General features: G+C 41.0%; 4 protein-coding genes. All 4 read right to left on the bottom strand.

All coding sequences use genetic code 11. The features are described 5' to 3' along the window. Positions 1-172: 172 nt before the first annotated feature. Positions 173-451, bottom strand: coding sequence for a hypothetical protein (locus tag PX484_RS12340; RefSeq protein WP_002735949.1), 279 nt, complete (start codon positions 449-451; stop codon positions 173-175). A gap of 41 nt (positions 452-492) precedes the next feature. After that, positions 493-855, bottom strand: coding sequence for a DUF4164 family protein (locus tag PX484_RS12335; protein ID WP_002803300.1), 363 nt, complete (start codon positions 853-855; stop codon positions 493-495). 41 nt (positions 856-896) lie between these two features. Next, positions 897-1226 (bottom strand): hypothetical protein, encoded by a 330-nt coding sequence (locus tag PX484_RS12330; RefSeq protein ID WP_002803299.1) that lies wholly within the window; start codon positions 1224-1226, stop codon positions 897-899. A 378-nt stretch (positions 1227-1604) separates the two neighbouring features. After that, a partial coding sequence (locus PX484_RS12325; protein ID WP_288104058.1) for a proton-conducting transporter transmembrane domain-containing protein occupies positions 1605-2169 on the bottom strand: 565 nt, incomplete at its 5' end.

Raw genomic sequence — 2169 nt, 5'->3', positions numbered from 1 at the left:
TCCCAGCTTTGGTGGGTAAAATGTATTCTAAGATACATTTCTCCTAGCGAGGGGGTGGAACGAACCACAAAGACACAAAGGACACAAAGATCGATCGATCCTATGTCAATTAAACTTATCACACAGAACCTAGAAGAGCCAAGAAAACGGCAACTTCCTAATTAGATATCTGTTAGGGATTGGGAAGAAAACCAAAAAGTTTGGCTGCCCCTCCTAAAATGGCAACAACCAAAGCGATTAGAATCCCTCGATTGGTAAATTCCTGATTAGCGACTCTTGCAGTTAATCCTTTAATTTCTGTGGTTAGTCGCTCATCTAGGGCTTTAATCTCCCCTTTTAACTCCGATTGTCCTATCTCTAGCTTGTTAACATCCCTTTGTAGAGAGTCTATTTTCCCCTCAATCCTTGTTAGAACAGCTTCTAGGGAATAAGTCACGGTTTCGTTAGACATGAGCTAAACTCCTATATTTTGCTATGTTATAATCGCCTTATTTAGGGTTTGCCAGCGAGCAGAGAAAATCTGATACTGACGGTGATTATTGCCCCGATACCGGCACTAATTCCCCCAACAATTAGAGGTAAAATTAACCCCCGAAATCCCTGTAAGTCAGAAACAGACTTAACTAAAACAGATTGTTCATTTTCTACTTTTTCTAATCTTTTATCGATGCCCTCAATCTTAAAGCCTAAGGCTTTAATTTCCCCTTTTAACTCCGATTGTCCTGTTTCTACTTTGGTTAATCGTTCATCAATTTTGTCGAATTTTTGATTAACATCTCTTTGTAGAGAGTCTATTTTCCCCTCAATCCTTGTCAGAACAGCTTCTAGGGAATAAGTCACGGTTTCGTTAGACATGAGCTAAACTCCTATATTTTGCTATGTTGCAATCGCCTTATTTATGGGTTGCCACTGAGTAGAGAAAATCTGATGCTGACGGTGATTATTGCCCCGATACCGGCACTAATTCCCCCAACAATCAGAGGTAAAATTAACCCCCGAAATCCCTGTAAGTCAGAAATAGACTTAACTAAAACAGATTGTTCATTTTCTACTTTTTCTAATCTTTTATCGATGCCCTCAACCTTAAAGCCTAAGGCTTTAATCTCCCCTTTTAACTCTGATTGTCCTATTTCTAGCTTGTTAACATCCCTTTGTAGAGAGTCTATTTTTCCCTCAATCCTTGTTAGAACAGCTTCTAGGGAATAAGTCACGGTTTCGTTAGACATGAGCTAAACTCCTATATTTTGCCATGTTGCGGTCTCGCGTAGCGAGCGCGTTGCGACCGCCTAATCTTCTTTGGGCGCGATTGCTCCAGTGGGGACTAATTCTAATAATTCTCCAGGCTGTACTCAGTAGCGATCGCATTAAAATAATCACACAATCAATTAAAAGTATAATAATACTAAATCCATTGAGTACAGGCTAGTTATGAGGAGAGGCAAAAGGCAAAAGGGAGAATAAATAATCATTCTTTAATAACCGGATTTAATATTAGTAAAAATTATCAATTGAATGTTAAGAAGTGCGGAAAGTGGGATTTAATACTGCTCACTTAAAACTCAAATCTGATAACTGGTAACTGGTAACTGATAACTGATAAATCCTTAGATTTCGGGGGCTTTTAGGGAATAAAGGGAGAAACTGGGGGTTTTTGCCTTTGCCTGTTGCACTAAACTGGGGACAGAATTACGCGCTAGGGCGGTTAATTTATTGGTAGTAGCATCGTAAATCGTCGTAGCCACTTTGGGATAGAGTCCAATACCGATAATTGGCACTAATAGAGAAGCGATGATAAAGACTTCCCGGGGTTCCGCGTCCACTAGGGCATGGTGTTCTTCTAATTCCTTATTTTCCGGCCCGTAGAGAATTTCTCGCAACATGGACAAGAGATAAATCGGGGTGAGAATGACACCGATAGCTGCTAAAAAGACGATAATAACGCGGAAAGTGGGACTATAGGCATCACTGGTGGCAAAACCGATAAATACCATTAATTCCGCCACAAAACCGCTCATCCCGGGCAAAGCGAGGGAAGCGAGGGAACAGGTGGTCCACATGGCAAAAACTTTCTTCATTTTCTTGCCGACACCGCCCATCTCGTCTAACATCAGGGTATGGGTGCGATCGTAGGTACAACCGACCATAAAGAATAAACTCGCCCCAATCAGT

Origin of the sequence: Microcystis sp. M49636_WE2, assembly GCF_030065375.1 — a bacterium.
Taxonomy (GTDB): domain Bacteria; phylum Cyanobacteriota; class Cyanobacteriia; order Cyanobacteriales; family Microcystaceae; genus Microcystis; species Microcystis aeruginosa_C.
Note: the sequence above shows the minus strand (reverse complement) of the source record. Positions and strands in the feature narration are given on the sequence as shown.

Bases quoted from the DNA above. Each gene is read 5' to 3' on its own strand.
- PX484_RS12340 (WP_002735949.1), bottom strand. From the start codon at position 451: ATGTCTAACGAAACCGTGACTTATTCCCTAGAAGCTGTTCTAACAAGG.
- PX484_RS12335 (WP_002803300.1), bottom strand. From the start codon at position 855: ATGTCTAACGAAACCGTGACTTATTCCCTAGAAGCTGTTCTGACAAGG.
- PX484_RS12330 (WP_002803299.1), bottom strand. From the start codon at position 1,226: ATGTCTAACGAAACCGTGACTTATTCCCTAGAAGCTGTTCTAACAAGG.